Origin of the sequence: Nakamurella sp. PAMC28650, from assembly GCF_014303395.1 — a bacterium.
GTDB lineage: Bacteria > Actinomycetota > Actinomycetes > Mycobacteriales > Nakamurellaceae > Nakamurella.
The window spans coordinates 749,071-765,009 of sequence record NZ_CP060298.1 but is presented as its reverse complement, the minus strand read 5'-3'; the positions used below and the strand labels follow the sequence as shown (position 1 = coordinate 765,009).

16 protein-coding genes are annotated in these 15,939 nt (G+C 68.9%); 7 read left to right on the top strand and 9 right to left on the bottom strand.

Going from position 1 to position 15,939, the window contains the following annotated elements:
• Positions 1-2: 2 nt before the first annotated feature.
• From idi to H7F38_RS03435, 5 genes are read left to right on the top strand one after another with little or no spacing between them, the layout of a single operon-like run.
• Positions 3-560, top strand: a complete 558-nt coding sequence (gene idi, locus H7F38_RS03455; protein WP_255498227.1) for an isopentenyl-diphosphate Delta-isomerase — start codon at positions 3-5, stop codon at positions 558-560.
• Complete coding sequence (locus tag H7F38_RS03450) at positions 557-1,741, top strand: polyprenyl synthetase family protein (RefSeq protein WP_187092873.1); 1,185 nt, start codon at positions 557-559, stop codon at positions 1,739-1,741. The genes idi and H7F38_RS03450 overlap by 4 nt, the downstream gene beginning before the upstream one ends.
• Complete coding sequence (locus H7F38_RS03445; RefSeq protein ID WP_187092872.1) at positions 1,738-3,219, top strand: NAD(P)/FAD-dependent oxidoreductase; 1,482 nt, start codon at positions 1,738-1,740, stop codon at positions 3,217-3,219. Before H7F38_RS03450 ends, H7F38_RS03445 begins: the two co-directional genes overlap by 4 nt.
• On the top strand, positions 3,219-4,142 hold the full coding sequence (locus H7F38_RS03440) for a phytoene/squalene synthase family protein (RefSeq protein WP_187092871.1): 924 nt from the start codon (positions 3,219-3,221) through the stop codon (positions 4,140-4,142). The genes H7F38_RS03445 and H7F38_RS03440 overlap by 1 nt, the downstream gene beginning before the upstream one ends.
• Positions 4,123-5,148 (top strand): DUF5914 domain-containing protein, encoded by a 1,026-nt coding sequence (locus H7F38_RS03435; protein WP_187092870.1) that lies wholly within the window; start codon positions 4,123-4,125, stop codon positions 5,146-5,148. Before H7F38_RS03440 ends, H7F38_RS03435 begins: the two co-directional genes overlap by 20 nt.
• Positions 5,149-5,321: 173 nt before the next feature.
• Here H7F38_RS03435 and H7F38_RS03430 read toward each other — a convergent pair whose 3' ends face one another.
• Genes H7F38_RS03430 through H7F38_RS03420 form a run of 3 tightly spaced genes read right to left on the bottom strand, consistent with a single transcriptional unit; the run spans position 5,322 to position 7,617 of the window.
• On the bottom strand, positions 5,322-6,872 hold the full coding sequence (locus tag H7F38_RS03430) for an FAD-dependent oxidoreductase (RefSeq protein WP_187092869.1): 1,551 nt from the start codon (positions 6,870-6,872) through the stop codon (positions 5,322-5,324).
• A complete protein-coding gene (locus H7F38_RS03425) occupies positions 6,869-7,255 on the bottom strand; it encodes a lycopene cyclase domain-containing protein (protein ID WP_187092868.1) in 387 nt (128 codons plus the stop codon). The genes H7F38_RS03430 and H7F38_RS03425 overlap by 4 nt, the downstream gene beginning before the upstream one ends.
• Entirely contained in the window at positions 7,252-7,617 is a 366-nt protein-coding gene (locus H7F38_RS03420) for a lycopene cyclase domain-containing protein (protein WP_187092867.1), read from the bottom strand. Before H7F38_RS03420 ends, H7F38_RS03425 begins: the two co-directional genes overlap by 4 nt.
• A 184-nt stretch (positions 7,618-7,801) precedes the next feature.
• On the opposite strand from H7F38_RS03420, the gene H7F38_RS03415 reads away from it, so the two are divergent.
• Positions 7,802-8,728: an isopenicillin N synthase family oxygenase gene (locus H7F38_RS03415; protein WP_187092866.1), complete on the top strand. Its 927-nt coding sequence runs from the start codon at positions 7,802-7,804 to the stop codon at positions 8,726-8,728.
• A 44-nt stretch (positions 8,729-8,772) separates the two neighbouring features.
• On the opposite strand, the gene H7F38_RS03410 is transcribed toward H7F38_RS03415, so the two are convergent.
• The 6 genes from H7F38_RS03410 to H7F38_RS03385 form a co-directional block, all read right to left on the bottom strand.
• Positions 8,773-9,588: a class I SAM-dependent methyltransferase gene (locus H7F38_RS03410; RefSeq protein ID WP_187092865.1), complete on the bottom strand. Its 816-nt coding sequence runs from the start codon at positions 9,586-9,588 to the stop codon at positions 8,773-8,775.
• A gap of 62 nt (positions 9,589-9,650) precedes the next feature.
• Positions 9,651-10,880 (bottom strand): ROK family transcriptional regulator, encoded by a 1,230-nt coding sequence (locus H7F38_RS03405; protein WP_187092864.1) that lies wholly within the window; start codon positions 10,878-10,880, stop codon positions 9,651-9,653.
• Positions 10,877-12,361 carry a glycoside hydrolase family 3 protein gene (locus H7F38_RS03400; RefSeq protein WP_187092863.1) on the bottom strand — a complete coding sequence of 495 codons (1,485 nt, stop codon included), beginning with the start codon at positions 12,359-12,361 and terminating at the stop codon, positions 10,877-10,879. The genes H7F38_RS03405 and H7F38_RS03400 overlap by 4 nt, the downstream gene beginning before the upstream one ends.
• Entirely contained in the window at positions 12,361-13,269 is a 909-nt protein-coding gene (locus H7F38_RS03395) for a carbohydrate ABC transporter permease (protein ID WP_187092862.1), read from the bottom strand. Before H7F38_RS03395 ends, H7F38_RS03400 begins: the two co-directional genes overlap by 1 nt.
• The gene (locus tag H7F38_RS03390; RefSeq protein WP_187092861.1) at positions 13,266-14,195 is read right to left on the bottom strand and encodes a carbohydrate ABC transporter permease; all 930 of its coding nucleotides are present in this window, start codon (positions 14,193-14,195) and stop codon (positions 13,266-13,268) included. The genes H7F38_RS03395 and H7F38_RS03390 overlap by 4 nt, the downstream gene beginning before the upstream one ends.
• Positions 14,196-14,321: 126 nt before the next feature.
• The gene (locus H7F38_RS03385; RefSeq protein WP_187092860.1) at positions 14,322-15,479 is read right to left on the bottom strand and encodes an extracellular solute-binding protein; all 1,158 of its coding nucleotides are present in this window, start codon (positions 15,477-15,479) and stop codon (positions 14,322-14,324) included.
• A 22-nt stretch (positions 15,480-15,501) separates the two neighbouring features.
• On the opposite strand from H7F38_RS03385, the gene H7F38_RS03380 reads away from it, so the two are divergent.
• A complete protein-coding gene (locus tag H7F38_RS03380; RefSeq protein ID WP_187092859.1) occupies positions 15,502-15,804 on the top strand; it encodes a hypothetical protein in 303 nt (100 codons plus the stop codon).
• The last annotated feature ends 135 nt before the right edge of the window (positions 15,805-15,939 follow it).

The following is a 15,939-nucleotide window of genomic DNA, read 5'->3' as shown; positions in this document are numbered from 1 at the left end:
CAGTGGTGCTCCTGAACGATCGTGGTGAACCTGTTGGGCAACAGCCGAAATCAACTGTTCACCACTTCGAGACACCGCTGCACCTCGCCTTCTCGCTCTACCTGTTCAGCGTCGACGGAGATCTGCTGATGACCAGGCGGGCGTTGACCAAGGTCGCCTGGCCCGGCGTGTGGACCAATTCGTGCTGCGGGCACCCCATGCCGGGCGAGACGATGACCCATGCCATCGAACGTCGGGTGTTCGTCGAGTTGGGCGTGGAGATCGAGGACGTCCGCAGCGTCCTGCCGGACTTCTCCTATCGGGCCCGCGATGCCGGCGGGATCTGGGAGAACGAGATCTGCCCGGTCTTCTCCGCCACCCTGCACCCGTCGGCGAAGCTGCGGCCCAACCCTGCCGAGGTGATGGATCACGCCTGGTCCGACCCGGCTCAGGTGGTCGCCGCGACCGCCGCGACACCGTTCGCCTTCAGCCCGTGGGCCGTGGATCAGGTGGCCCAGATGGCGGATCTGCTCCGCCCGGCGGCCGCCGACAACAGCGAACGGGCAGGACTGCTCCGATGAACCAGGCCCGCACGAGCACCATCGGATCGCAGTCCGGCGTTGGATCCCAGTCTGCCGTCGGGGACGCGATGATGGGCCGGAGCTTCGGACGTCTCCACCCCGTCGCCTTCTCGGCCGATGATCATCTCGCCCAGGTGGACGGGCTGCTGATGGAGGTGATGTCCGACCTGGCCGAGCTCTGGACCGGGCTGCCGGACAACGAGGCCCCGGTCGAGATCCTTGCAGGGTCCGATCTGCCCGCCCTGATGACGGCCCTCATCGACGGGGGTGGCAAACGTCTGCGTCCGGTGATGTGCTCCCTGGGCTGGCTCACCGCCGGCGGGCGTGCCCGGGGCACCGGAGTGTCGGACGTCGTCAGGGTCGGCGCTGCACTGGAGCTCCTGCACGTGTTCGCACTGGTGCACGACGACGTGATGGACGAGTCCGCGTCGCGCCGGGGTCGCGCCACCATCCATGTGCAGGCCGAACGACTGCACGGCGACGCGGCCGGCTCGGGCAGCGGTCGACGGTTCGGCGAGAGCATCGCCATCCTGGTCGGTGATCTGGCCCACGCCGAGGCCGGCAACCTGATCGCGGGACTGCCGCAGCCGATGCGTCGGATCTGGCGGCTACTGGTCGCCGAACTCGTGGCCGGCCAGCGTCGTGACCTGGTCGGGAGCGCAGCAGGGCGCCGGGATCTCGACTTCGCCCGGTCGGTGGCCCGGATGAAATCCGGTCGGTACACGGTCGAGCGCCCTCTGGAACTGGGAGCCGCCGCGGCGGGGGCCGGTGCGGCGACGATGGACTGTCTGGCTGCCTATGGCCGCGCTGTCGGTGAAGCCTTCGCCCTCCGTGACGATCTGCTGGGAATCTGGGGTGATCCGGATCGCACCGGGAAGCCCGCCGGTGACGACCTGGTCTCCGGCAAGCCGACCGTCATACTGGCGCTTGCGCAGGAGCGTCTGCGTTCCCGCTCTGCCCGGGCCGCTCTGCACCGTGCGGGATCGCCGGAGTTCAGCGGGGCGGATCTCGCGTTGCTGCTCGATCAACTCGAGGCGGACGGAATCGGAGACGAGGTGGAGCGAATGATCGTCGATCACGTGGAGACCGCGCTGTCGGCCCTGGAGGGCCCGTCGCTGGACCCCGAAGGCGTGGCCCAACTCAGCCGGATGGCCCACCAGATTGCCTGGCGGGACCGATGAGCGAGGTCGTCGTGATCGGCGCGGGCCTGGCCGGTCTGTCCGCGGCGTGCCACCTGACCGGCCGCGGACACCACGTCACCGTCATCGAGCGGGAGGCGATTCCAGGCGGTCGGTCCGGCCGGATGGAGCAGGACGGTTTCACCTTCGACACCGGGCCCTCGGTGTTGACGATGCGGGACCTGATCAGCGATGCGTTCTCCGCAGTCGGCACGCGGATGGACGAGGTGCTCCCGATGCACCGGCTGGACCCGGCCTATCGGGCCAACTTCGCCGACGGGAGCACCATCTACGTCCGCTACGGGCGCGACGCCATGCGCGACGAGATCAACCGCACCTGCGGCAGTGTCGACGCCGCGGCCTTCGATGACTTCGTGGAGTGGGTGCGCCGGCTGTACCTGGTCGAGATGCCCCATTTCATCGACAAGAACTTCGACTCCCCCCTCGGGCTGTTGTCGTCGCCCAGAGCTGCCGCGCAGATGGTGAGGCTCGGCGGGTTCGGCCGGCTGGGCCCGGCGATCCGCCGACGATTCCGGGATCCCCGTCTGCACCGGCTGTTCAGCTTCCAGGCGCTCTATGCGGGGCTCTCCCCCGAGTCGGCCCTGGCCCTCTACGCCGTGATCACCTACATGGACAGCATCGAAGGGGTCTGGTTCCCCGAAGGCGGCATGCACGCCATCCCGTCTGCGCTGGCGGCCGCGTGCGAGAAGGCCGGCGCGGTGTTCCAGTACTCCGAGAGCGTGACGGAGATCCTGCGTCGTTCCGACAACGGCGGGGTGGCCGGGGTGCGGCTGGCCGGCGGCGAGAAGGTGATGGCCGACGCCGTCGTCTGCACACTGGATCTTCCGGTGGCCTACGAGAAGCTGCTGCCCGATCTTCCGACCCCCGGAAAGGTCAGGCGGGGTCAATACTCTCCGTCGGCCGTGGTCTGGCACGTCGGGGTCAAGGGCGTTCCGAAGCCCGAGGTGGCGCACCACAACATCCACTTCGGTCATGAGTGGGCCGGCGCCTTCGATGCCCTGCTGGACAAGAAGCAGCTGATGCCAGACCCGTCGCGTCTGGTCACCATTCCCTCGCTGGACGACCCGACGGCTGCCCCAGCGGGTTGTTCGACGCTCTTCGTGCTGGAACCGGTGCCGAACCTGTCGGCCGACATCGACTGGCGGAAGCAGACCTCTCCGATGCGGGATCGCCTCCACGCCTTCCTGGAGAAGGAGGGCTACCCCAGCGATGTCGTCTCCGAGGAGATCGTCACCCCCCTGGACTGGCAGCGGCAGGGCATGCAGGCCGGCACGCCCTTCTCGCTGGCCCACACCTTCGCCCAGACCGGGCCCTTCCGTCCGGCGAACACCGAGAAGCGGGTGCCTGGAATGATCTTCGCCGGCTCCGGAACAGTTCCCGGGGTCGGGGTGCCGATGGTGCTGGTGTCGGGGAAGCTGGCCGCGGACCGCGTCGACGCGTACCTCCCGGGACGGCCCTGATGGTCCAGGTCGAGGACCCGATCCTGACGCAGGGTTATCGTGAGTGTGCGCGTCTGACGAAAGAGTATGGCACCACCTACTTCTGGGGTGCAGTACTGCTGGCCAAGCCCCGGCGGCGACACGTCCACGCGGTGTACGCGCTGTGCCGGCTGGCCGACGACATCGTCGACGACCAGGAGGCCAACGTCGGTCGTTCGAACCAGGAGATCGCCGCCCGGCTCGAGACCTTCGCCGCCGGCTTCCGCTCGGCGCTCTCGGCCGGCGGCAGCCACGACCCGGTGATGGCCGCCGTCATCGACACGGTGCTCGCCGCCGACATCGATCCGGAGTGCTTCGACCGGTTCTTCGGTGCGATGGCAATGGATCTCACCACCTCGACCTACGAGACCTGGTCCGATCTGTGCGGCTACATGGAGGGCTCGGCGGCCGTCATCGGCGAGATGATGTTGCCGGTGCTGCAACCGTTGTCGCCCAATGCGAAGGAGCCGGCCCGATCGCTCGGACTGGCCTTCCAGCTGACGAATTTCCTGCGTGACGTCAACGAGGACCTCGATCTCGGCCGGGTCTACGTGCCACAGGAGGACCTGCGCCGGTTCGGTGTCGACATCACCGCTCGGACCGCGACCCCCGAGTGGCGCGCCATGATGGCGTTCCAGATCGAGCGCAACCGCGAGCTCTACCGGTTCGCCGACACCGGCATCCCGATGTTGCCACCCCGCTCGGCTCGCTGCGTATCGGCGGCCCGGGTGCTCTACTCGCAGATCCTTTCCCTCATCGAGGATGTCGGTTACGACGTCTTCAGCGAGCGGGTCCGGGTACCCACCTGGCGCAAGGCCGGCATCGCCGGGCGCATCCTGGTGGCCGGTCCGTCCAGGGGACAGGCCCCGAAACGGAGAATCAGCCATGTCGCTCGAGGCGCGTAAGAGCTCCGCCGCCAGCCGCGTCCAGCGTTCGGTCCGCTCGCGCATCCCCCTGGCACGAGTCCCCCAACCGACCCAGGACCGGATGACGCCGACCTGGCGACAAGCAAGGCCCAGGCGCATCTCCGACTCGCTCGCGGTGTCCCAGGCGCAGAATTCCGGCGGTTGGTTCGTGGCCGGCGTTTCCGCCGACGTGCCCGCGGCGAAGTCGATCACCAGGACGATCGCAGGACGTGAAGTCGTCTTCTGGCGGGACACCGACGGATCACTGGTGGCCGGGCCCGGCGCCTGCCCGCACCTCGGGGCCCTGCTGGACGGGTGTGCAGTCGCCGACGGCACGCTGTTGTGCCGATGGCACGGATACCCGTTGTCGCCCAGGGGTGACCGGACGTGGAGTCCGTTCCGCGCGTACGACGACGGCGTGTTGATCTGGGTCGGTCTGCCGGTCGACGGCGAGACCCCGACGTCCCGGCCGGCACTTCCTCCGCGTCCACCTCTGGACAGGTCGCTGTCCGCCGTCGTCAGCATCCGCGGAATCTGCGAACCACAGGACGTGATCGCCAACCGTCTGGACCCGTGGCACGGCGCCTGGTTCCACCCGTACTCGTTCAGCCACCTCGTGGTCGACGACAAGGCCAGTGACAAAAAGGTTCTCGCGGTCGACGTCACGTTCAGACTGGGCCGGACCTGGGGGGTGCCGGTGCGCGCCGAGTTCTTCTGCCCGGACGCCAGGACGATCGTGATGCTGATCGTGGAGGGAGAGGGGGCCAGAAGTGTGGTCGAGACCCACGCCACCCCGGTCGGCCTCGACGAACAGGGCCGGCCGATCACGATCATCACCGAGGCCACCATCGCCTATTCGCCACGTGCCGGGTTTAAGGTCGCCACCGCGATGGCGTCGATGATCCGTCCGGCCATGCGGAAGACCGCAAAGCGGCTCTGGGTCGACGATCTCGTCTACGCCGAGCGCCGGTACCGCCTCCGTCAGCGTGGGGAGTTCCCGGGTTAGCACTGGATTGCCTGGGCCTGGGCCTGGGCCTGGCGGGGCTGGCCGGGACTGCATTGATCAACTTCCCCTGCATGGATCAACTTCGCCTGCATGGATCAACTTTGCGAATTTGGGACTGGAGTGACAGAAGTCGTCACTTTCGTCCATGCGTGGGAAGTTGATCCACGCCGGACTCAGCGGAACAGCTTGCGCACCCGGCGGATGGCGGCAACGCGGCCCTTCATCGGTACGGTCCACAGGTCGTGCCCGGCCAGGCCCCACTGGCCGAGCAGGTCGTTGGCGGCCAGCCATCCGGTCGTCGCCGCACGTTCCATCAACGCCACCGGATAATCGCAGCGGATGCCGTCACCGGCCAGCAGCACGCGGGGATCCCCGGTGATGACCTCGGGTCGGTCGACCCACGGACTGGTGTCGATCAGCGGACAGTCGTTCTCGACCACCCACTGCGACGACACCACCTTGGCCTCCAGCGTTTCCGGGTACACCAGGCCGAGTCGCGCCCGGAGCTGGGACTGCAGTTCGATGTCGTCCGGATCGACGGTGTCGGGCAGGGCGTAGGCGTGCAGCTCCACCACCGAGCTCTTGTGCTCGTGCGACCACCGGGCCGCACCTTCCTCGAAACGTTCGAGCACGGTGATGTTGTCGAGCAGCCCGTAGCCGCTGGTACCCAGGAACGCCGGACGTTCCGGGTTGACCAACCGGTCGAACCACAGACGCAGCACCGCGAATCGCGGGGCGTTCGACGTCGAGGCGATGCGGTGTCGCCAGGCCTGATCCCCGGGGCCCGGTGCATCGGCCACCAGTCGGCGGGTGGTGCCGAGGTCAGTCGCCAGGACGACGGCATCGACCACCAGATCCCTCCCGGCGTCGACGTCCTCGACGCGCACGGTGACCTCCTGCGCGGTCGACAGGTCGATCGATTCGACGCGGCTGCCGGTCAGCACCCGGACACCGCAGCCCTGCAGATACCGTCGCAGCGGGGCCCAGAACACGGTGTCGTAGTCGTCCGTCGGGACGTCGAACAGCAGGCCCTCCGACGACCCGACGAAGTAGGTGTGGAACATCCCGACCAGTTCACCTGCCGAGAACTGGGTGGGGTGGGCGAAGAAGCTCCGGGCGAAGACCTCGAGTGCGAGATGCCTTGCCCCGCCGGGAAAGCGGAGCCGATCCAGGAACTGCGCCGCGCTCTCGCCGTCGTAGTGGCTGAAGGTGGCGGGGAAGTCGACGTCGAGCAGTTCCAGTGCCGCCGGAACGTTCACCCTGACCAGGTCCCGCAGCGGAAAGCTGGGGCTGCGCGCCACGAATGCCGCGAGATTGAGCGGTGGGGTGCGCGGGATCGTGGCGAACGAGTCGCCGTGACCGCCGGCCATCACCAGCGGGTAGTCGGGGACGGGGGTCAGTCCGTCCAGGTCTGGATCGACCCGGCGCAGCAGGCTACGCAGGTTGTAGTACTGACGGAAGAAGGCGTGGAAGCCCCGGCTCATGGTGACCTGCTCGCCGTCCTGCTCCACCGGCCAGGAGCGGACCCGTCCGCCCAGCTGGTCGTGCGGCTCCACGAGGGTCACCTCGACGCCCCGCTCGGCGAGCCCGACGGCCGCCGCGATACCGGCGATGCCGCCGCCGGCGACGAGCACCCGGTGTGGTGTGCCGGTGGTGCGGGCCGCACCGGGCCGGGCCGGGTGGCGAACGGCGCGCCGGTCGCGGCCGGGGAACCAGGTGCTCATCTGTGCGTTGTCCTGTCGATCGAAGTAGTGGCCGTCGTGGTGGTGGACGTCGTGCCCGCAGCCGTCGTGCGTTGCCTGCGGCGGGCCTGTTGCTCCAGTCGTACCCACAGGATCAGCGTCAGCGTGACGAGTCCGAACCCGAAGCCGAGGTCCTCCAGCGGCGCATACGCCAGCCGGACGCCGACGATGACCCTGGGGTCGTACTGGACGATCCCGAGGCCGGTCAGCACGCCGTTGACGATGAGCTGGAAGAAGATCACGATCCCGTAGGTCGCCCAGAAGAGCTTGGTCCGCAGAATTCTCGTCCGCAGGACGAGCAGATCGACCACGACGGCGACCAGAACGGCCAGCACGGATGCCGCGGTGTAGCCGTAGTGGATCATCGGTGCCCGTCGACGAGCAGCGGTTCCGATTCGTCGATGACGGATCCGGCGGCCCACTGCGGCCGCAGGTGCCGGACGGCCTCGAACGTCAGCAGCCCGCAGACCGGGATCACGAGGAAGAACAGCAACTCCTCCAACGGGAGTGGGCCGGCGAACACACCCGTGAGGTAGTTGCGGTCGAACCGCCACCATCCGGCGCGCGCGGCGAAGTAGTCCCAGAGGATGAAGACCACCGCCACCGGGACGATGGCCAGTACGGCCCGGTGCCACCGCCGGTAGACGCGGGCATGCAGCAGCAACTCCAGCGGAAGCGTTCCCAGCACACAGGCCAGCAACACCACCAGGTAGGTCAGATCCCGCACGAGCACCTCCGTCGGGGTCCATTCTCCCCCAACCCGGCGGCCCCCCGCCGGATCGACTGATGCAAACAGCCCCGGCTGCCATCGATAGGGTGGTGGAGGCCTGCCGGGATGGAGAGAACTCGTGGACGCTGATGTGGTCGATACCGTGCGCGTGGATACCGGGCCCGTGGAGACCGTGCCGGTCGTGGATCTCACGTCCGATCCGGTCGTCCTGGGGCCGCAGATCGACGCGATCTGCTCCCAGGTCGGCTTCTTCCAGATCGTCGGGCATGGCATCGACGACGAGATCGCCGACCGGGCCTGGGGTCTGGCCCGGGAGTTCTTCGATCTTCCGCTGGAGCAGCGGATGGCGGTGGCGCCACCCCCGGGACATCCCTACGGGTACGCACCGTTCGCGGCGGAGTCGCTGGGTCGCTCGCTGGGTCAGCCGGCACCACCGGACCTCAAGGAAGCCTTCGGCTGCGGCCCCGTCGACCGGCCGACCCACCGGTTCCACGATGCCGACGAGCAGTCGGTCTACGCAGCGAACCTGTGGCCGTCCGCCCTTCCGGAGTTGGAGGTCGCCTGGACGACGTACTACCGGGCCATGCTCGGGCTGGGCGGGCGCCTGATGTCGTTGTTCGCACTGGCCCTGCAGCTGCCGCCCAGCTACTTCGACGCGATGATCGACCGGTCCGCCAGTGCCATGCGGGCGATCAACTATCCGACCAGCGCCACGCCGGCCGTGCCGGGGCAGCTCCGGGCCGGCGCGCACACCGACTACGGCACGCTGACCATGCTGCGTCAGGACACGGTCGGCGGTCTCGAGGTTTTGGACACCCGCGGGAACTGGGTGGCGGTGCCGAGTGTGCCGGGAGCATTCGTGGTGAACATCGGAGACCTGATGGCCCGCTGGACCAACGATCGATGGCGATCAACGCTGCACCGCGTGGTCGAGCCGGTGGAGGCCGGCGGGGCGCGCCGGCAGAGCATGCCGTTCTTCCACAACGCGAACTGGGACGCCGCCGTCACCTGCCTGCCGAGCTGCCTGACGCCCGGGACCGCCGCGATCCATCCGCCGGTCCTGGCCGGGCCGCACCTGATGGCCAAATTCCGCGCCGCGCTGGTCTGAACCGCCCACCGTTCCCGTCCCGTCCGGCCCGGCGCCTGGCGTCGTCACCCCTTGACGCCCAGGGTGTACCGGGCGACCTGGGTGAAGGTGATCCCGCCGCCCGGGTCGGCGACCTCGTCGGCGGCGGCCAGATACCGGTCGCGCACTCGCGTGCGCTCCTGTTCCGGCACCGACTCCCACATCACCCGCTGGCCGTGCGACCAGGAGAACTCCAGCAGGTGGTCGGCGTCACGGAAGCGGGCCACGGTGTCCCGGTGCACCGTCCTCACCTGGCTCAATCCTCCGTCCAGCAGGATCTGCGCCACCCCGTCGTCGGAGGCGAAGGGTCCACGACGGCCACTGGTCCGGGCGTCCATCAGACCCGGGGCGAGGTAGGGCCCGAAGATCTCGTCGACGTGCGCCCATCGCTCGTCCTGTGGCCCGAACGTGGAGACGCCGGATCGCCCGCCGGTGACCAGGAGGTCGACCCAGGTACGCACGGCGGCCACCGGATCGGGGAGGAAGAACAGCACGAGGGACGCTGCGACGACGTCGAGTGAACCGGCCGGCAGTCCGGGCGCTGTCGCGTCCCCGACGCGGACCTCCGCCTGAGGCAGGTCGTGGACGTCCTGCGCGGTGAGGGCGACCATGCGCGGTGCAAGGTCGATCCCGACGACCCGACCCGTCGGGCCGGTCGCCACAGCGAGCGGGACGAGCAGGGCGCCACGCCCTGTCCCGACGTCCAGGACCCGCTCGCCCGGGTGGACGTCGAGTTCCTCGACGAGTCCGGCGGCGATCGGCCCGAACCACGGGACGCCGACCGTGTCGTAGGTGTCGGCGGCGCGATCGAATACCCCGGCGACGCCTTTCGAAGAGGTCATGACGGCACCCTCCCACGGTGGCAGCGCGTTGAAAAGGTCTGTTGCGCACCGGCCAGATCCGATCAGAGGGCGACGATCCCGCCCACCGTCGGCACCTGGCCGAACAACTGGCCACGCACCACCCGCAGGGCGACCTCGATGGCGCCGAGGAGCACCCCGTCGGACACCAGCGTCGTCAGCACGACCGGCGGCCGGACGAAGCTGATCTGGTGCAGGTGGGTGACGACCAGGTCCAGCAGTACCTGGCCACCGGCCAGCGCCACCGGACCACCGATCACCAGCAGTCCCGGGTCGATCAGATTGGTGACGGCCGCCGCGCCGATGGCGATGCCGGAGGCCAATTCGGCGATCAGCGCATCCCCTGGCCCACCGGCCGCCAGCGCCGACGAGACGATCCCGGCCGGGGTCGACCCACGGACGCCGTACCGCCGCGCCAACACCTTCAGGCCCTGACCTCCGACCAACTGCTGGAAGCCGCCGGTGCCACCTCGGTCGGCCCGGGGTGCGTCGACCCCGGGGACGCCCAGATAGCCGATCTCGCCCGCGCCGCCGTGCGCCCCGGCGCGGAGGGCGCCCCCAAGGACCAACCCCAGACCGACGCCCCGGTCCAGCCACAGCAGCGCATAGTCGGAGCTGTCCTGCGCCACCCCGTGTGTCCCTTCGGCGACCGCAGCCAGGTTGACGTCGTTGCCGTGGATGACCGGGATGCCCAGCGTTTCGGTGAGTCGGTCGATCAGGCCGGGGGTTTCCCAGCCACGGATGTGACGGGCGTGACGTAGCCGCCCGGTGGCCGGATCGATCACCCCGGGGGTGGCGACCACCACCCGGTGCACGGCCTGCCGGGTCAGTCCGCCGGCGGCCAGCACACCGTCGACGGCCGCCGAGATCTCGCCGACCGGGCTGGCCACCCTCCGTTCGTGCACCGGCACGTCGAAGGTGGCCACCAGATCACCGGTCAACGTGGCGAGACCGGCGACGCAGCCACCCTGCTCGACGTGGACGCCGATGACGTGCGCGGCCCGTGAGGCCACCGCGTAGATGCGGGCGTTCGGTCCTGGCCCGCCGGCGACCACGCCCGTGGTGGTGACGAGTCCACGCGCCTCGAGCCGCGACAACAGCGAGGACACCGTCGGTTTCGACAGTCCGGTGAGTTCTCCGATGCGTCCGCGGGTCAGCTGGCCGTGCTCGAGCAGGAGCCGCAGCACGACCTGGTCGTTGATCTCGCGGAGCAGCCGCGGCGAGTCCGCGCTGCGCTGCTCCGCGGTGTTCGGGGAGCTGGGCAGGCTCGTCACGAGGCGGTCCGGCCGATCAGCGCCTGGACGACGGCCTGGTTGTTGGTGAGCCCGGATCCGAAGGAGGCGATCGCCGGGGCGTCGTCCTCCGCGACGTCACTGGTGCCCATCTCGACGAGGACGGCATCCGGGCGGGCTGCCCTGACCAAACGCACCACGTCCTGCATCCACGGGTAGCGGTGACGGTCGCTCGTCACCACCAGCACCTGGGCCGCATCACCCAGCCGGGTCTGCACATCGGTCACCGATGCATTCTCGCGCGTGAGGACCACCTCCCGCGCACCGAACGCCGCGGGCACCGCGGTCATCGGTCCCCACGGCACCGTGCCGATGGCGAAGTTGCGCCCGGCCTCGCAGCGCACCACCACCACACCTTGGACGAGAGTCGGTAGTGGGCCGACGATGTGCAGCGCCCGGGTGGCTGCCTGCAGGGACAACCGCCGGTCGGCATCGACGTCGACCGGCGCCGGTTCGACCGGGCGTGCCGCGAGCAGCAGCGACCGTTGTGCCGCCTCGTACAGCCGGGACTCCGGGATGCGTCCGGACCGGACCGCCCCGACGAGCGCAGCACCGATGGCGTCCAACAACTCCGGGGTGGCGTCGTCGGCGCCCAGGCACAGCAGGTCGGCGCCGGCCTCGACTGCCATCACCGCACCCTGCGCCATGCCGTACCGTCCGGCGATGGCCGCCATCTCCAGGGCATCTGTGACCACCGCACCGGTGAAACCCATTTCGGTGCGCAGGATCTCGGTCAACCAACGACCGGAGACACTGGCCGGTCTCGCGTCCACCGACGGGACCAGCAGATGGCCTGCCATCACCGACGCCACCCCCGCCTCGATGGCGGCGGCGAACGGCAGCAGAGCGGTCGACCGCAGGGAGTCGAGGTCGGAGTCGATCACGGCCACCGACAGGTGCGTGTCCACCGCGGTGTCGCCGTGACCCGGATAGTGCTTCGCGCAGGCCGCGACCCCGGCGCTCTGATGACCACGCAAGAACGCGGCCGTGTGCCGGGCCACCAGGGCGGGATCGGCACCGAAGGAACGGATTCCGATCACCGGATTCAGCGGATCGAGGTTGACGTCGGCGCACGGCGCGAAGTTCAGCGTGATGCCGGCCTGCGCGACCAGTACCCCGACCGCGCGTCCCACCCGCTCGGTCAGATCCAGGTCATCGACGCGGCCGAGGGCGGCCACACCTGGGAACCGGGAACCGGTGGCCGAGTCGAGACGGGTCACCCCGCCGCCCTCCTCGTCCACCGAGATGACCACGTCCTCGCGTTCGGCCCGGAGGGAGTCGGTGAGCGCGCGCAACTGCTCCGGATCGCCCACGTTGGAACCGAAGAGGCAGACCCCGCCGAGCGACCCGGCGATCCTGCGGCGCAGCCAGGCCGGGGCCCGGTGACCGTGGAATCCGGGGAGCAGGACGGCATCGGCGGCCGCCGTCAGGTCCGGCCAGCGGGTGGTCTCGAGCGTCGTCATCAGCCCTTCACCGCCCCTGCGGTGATACCTGCGGCGACCTTGCGCTGGATGACGGCGAACAACAGCACGATCGGCAGCGCGACGACGGTGGACGCGGCCATCAACGCGCCCCAGTCGACACCCTTGGTGGTGATGAAGGTGTCGAGCCACACGGTGATGGTCTGCTTGCTGTTCTGCTTGAGCAGGACGTAGGCGAACAGGTACTCGTTCCAGGCCTGGATGACGGCGAACACGGTGGTGGCCACCAGACCGGGCGCCGCCAGCGGCAGGATGATCCTGCGGAACGCCTGCCCCCGTGTACAACCGTCGACCAGGGCCGCCTCCTCGAGATCCACCGGCACCGCGGCGATGAAGCCGCGCAGCATCCAGACGGTGAACGGCAGGACGAAGGAGAGGTAGGCCAGCATCAGACCCCAGGCGGAGTCGGTCAGCCCGTACTTGTTGAGCATCAGGTACATCGGGATGATCAGACCCTCGATGGGCACCATCTGGATGGTGATCACCAGGACGACCAGGGCCTTCCGGCCACGGAAGTTCATCCGGCCGAGGGCCAGCGCGGCCAGGAAGCCGATCACCAACGACGCGAGCGCCGTGCCGGTGACGACGATCAGCGAGTTCAGGAGGCTGCCCAGGAAGCGCGGCTGCTCGAAGGCCCTGGTGTAGGAGGCGGTCGTGAAGGGGGCCGGGAACCATTGCGGGACAATCCGTTGCAGGTTGACGCCGGTCTTGAACGAGCTGCTGACCATCCAGTAGACGGGGAAGATCATCAGCAGGCCGACCAGGATGCCGAGGACGTTCCACAGGCTCTTGGTGACGGCGCGGCGAACGTGCCGACGGTGCGGCGGCTTTCGGCCGACGGGGACGTCGGGCACCGACGCGGACGTCCTGGCGATGGTCGATGCGCTCATCGGACTCCTTCTTCCGCGCTGCTGCGCAGTACGTTTCGGACGGCGAAGGCCGAGAGCCCCCCCAGCAGCAGCACACTGACCACCGAGATGGCGGCACCGAAACCGAAGTTCCTGTTGGAGAACGACTCCACGTACGACCAGATGCCGACGGTGTAGAACGCATCCTTGTTGGCCCCGATGTCGCGGAGCAGCCAGATCTGCGCGAACACCCGGTAGTCCCAGATGATCGACAACGTGGTGATGATCAGCAGGGTCGGTCTGATGGCAGGGAGGGTGACGGCGGTGAAGGTCCGCCAGGCCCCTGCGCCGTCCAGACGTGCCGCCTCGATGTGGTCGGCCGACACCGACACCAGGGCGGCGTGCAGGCTGATCACCACGAACGGCAGTGCACCCCAGACGACGATGGCGGTGATCACCATCCACCCGGTGAGCGGTTGACGGAACCAGTTGTAGCTGCGGGTCGGCAGGACCCCCAGGTGGTAGAGCACATAGTTCAGCACGCCGAAGCGCTGGTCGATCAGCCAGCGCCAGATCGGCATCGCGATGATCGGCGGCATCGCCCAGACGGTCACCAGCGAGAGGAGCATGAACACCCGGACCACCGGCGACACCCTGGCCACCAGGTGGGCCAGGAGCAGACCGATCGTCATCGTCAGGCCCACCGCCACCACCACGAACTTCACCGTGCGCCACAACGCGGCCCAGAAATCCGGCGAGGACAACACGTCGCCGTATTGCCTCAGCCCGACCCAGGCGGTGGGCCTGCCGCCGACGAGCTGGTCCAGCCCGTAGGTCTGCAGGGAGACGACGACCAACCGGATCAGCGGCACCAGCAGCACCAGGACCAGCACCAGGACCAACGGCGCGACCATCGCGTACGGCGCGGGCGACCGACGGCGCCGAGCGATCGGCGGGGCGATGCTCACGGATGAATCCTCTCCTGCGGCGGATCTGGTCGTCCTGCTCGGGGTGGTGAACAGGGGTGGTACTCCGGGTTGGCCGGTGGTACCCGGCGGTGGTGGACAGCGGACGGCCACGTGTCGCCCTGTGGATCAGCCGTTGAGCAGGGCGGTGACCTTGTCGCTCGCCTCCTTGGAGGCATCGTCGACAGACTTGGCGCCGGAGAGGATGTCGTCGAACATGTTCTGCAGTACGTTGCCGTCCTCGACCTTGCTCCAGTTCTTCGAGTTCGGGATGAACCGGCCGGTCGAGGCGGCCTTCACCACGACGGCGGCAGTGGCGTCACCGGCCTTCGGCTTGAACGAGCTGGAGTTCGCGATGTAGCCCTTGGAGGCCAGGACGGCCTGGTACTTCTGGCCGGTGAGCATCCTCGTGTAGGCCTTGGCCAGGTCCATCTGGGGGGTCCTGCCGTTGATGGCCACGTCGGAGCCGCCGAGGAACTGCGGCATGACCGTTCCCGGCTTGGCCCCGGGCACCGCGAAGACGCCGATCTTCCCGGTCAGCTTGGGGTTGCCCGACTTCGGGTCGATGACGGCCCCCGGCTTCCAGGACGCGTCGATGAACATCGCCGCCTGCTCCTGCGCCATCACCAGGGCGTCGTTGGCCTCGGTCTGGCCGTCGCCTCCCCGAGAGGTCGCGCCCACGAACGCCTTCAGCCGGGTGAGCCCGGCTCTGGAAGCGGCCGAGTCCAGCGCGCCGGTCCACTTGCCGTCACCGGCCTGGGTGGCCACGTCCCCGCCGGCATCCCAGATGAACGACAAGCCCTCGTACCAGTACTGGCTCGGGAAGTAGAGGCCGGAATAGCTGTCCGGCTGACCGGCCATCATCTTGACCGCACCGGCCTGCAGCGCGTCCAGACTCGTGAAGGAAGCGGGGTCGACGCCCGACCTGGTCGCCAGGTCGGTCCGGTAGATGCCGACCCTGACCCCGGCGTAGTAGGGGACCGCGATGAGCTTGCCGTTGTACGTGGAGGACTCCTTCAGGCCGCCGAGCCAGGTCGCGGAGTTGTCGAAGTCGCTCGCGTTCAGAGTGGCGAGGGCGCCCGCTCCGGCGAACTGCGCCACCTGGGTGTTGCCCAGTTCCAGGACGTCCGGTCCGGCGCCCGAGGTGTCGGCCAGACCGGTGGTGACCTTGGTGCCGTAGTCGGTCCAGGTCTGTTCCTGCAGGTCCACGGTGACGCCGGGATGCGCGGCGCTGAACTCCGCGTTCAGCGCGGTGATGTTGATGTCCTTCAGGGTGTCACCCTGCATCCAGACGTGCAGGGTGGTCGGCTTGACGGCGGCGCTGGGTGCTGACGAGGACCCCGCGCCGGTCGGCGCCGAACTCGCCGCCGGGCCACTCGCCGGCGCGGCAGATGTGCCCGCCGACGACGCTGCCGATGAAGCGGCCGACGACGACCCGGCGGCCGACGACCCGGCCGACGACGACCCGGCGGCTGTTGGACCGCCACCGCCGGATCCGGCGGTGGCGCTGCTGCTCGATCCACAGGCCGTTGCGGCCATCAGAGCGACGGCTGTCAGTCCGGCCATCACTCTGCGCGCGGTGCGTGCTGCTCTCATGGGTTCTCCTCGATGATCCGTGGACGGCGACGAGCAATGGTTAGGGAAGTTTCCCTATCTAATCCCCTGGCGAGGTGGTCGTCAAGGGGTCTACCCGTCCGGACCAACCGGGGGCCTACCCGCCCGGACGGCGGGCCTCGTGAAAGTTCGG